The 251-nt window shown below is 41.4% G+C and carries 1 protein-coding gene; it reads right to left on the bottom strand.

Annotation, left to right across the window (positions count from 1 at the left end):
• A partial coding sequence (locus AW165_RS18330) for a DUF4225 domain-containing protein (protein WP_155859653.1) occupies positions 1-251 on the bottom strand: 251 nt, incomplete at both ends.

Below are 251 nucleotides of genomic sequence, written 5' to 3'. Positions count from 1 at the left end.
TCAAACCCCTTTTCTTTAGCTATACGTTGATATGTTTTTCGAACATATCCATCAGCATCCCCATAATCACCTGTATATGTTCCTTTCCAGTTTTGAACTATGTTACCTGTGATGTTATATGAGGCTTCATAAATGTTATTAGTCCCATGTGCCATCATTGTAGCCCCCATAGAGCTACACCATGATGCACCTGCAATTGAGAACACCGAACTCGTAACGCACATACCGAAACCTGCGCTAGTTTGCCCAAT

The sequence above is a fragment of the Acinetobacter sp. LMB-5 genome (assembly GCF_001541635.1).
GTDB classification, from domain to species: Bacteria; Pseudomonadota; Gammaproteobacteria; order Pseudomonadales; family Moraxellaceae; genus Acinetobacter; species Acinetobacter pittii.
The sequence above is the reverse complement of the archived record's forward strand: the minus strand, read 5'-3'. Positions and strand labels throughout refer to the sequence as shown.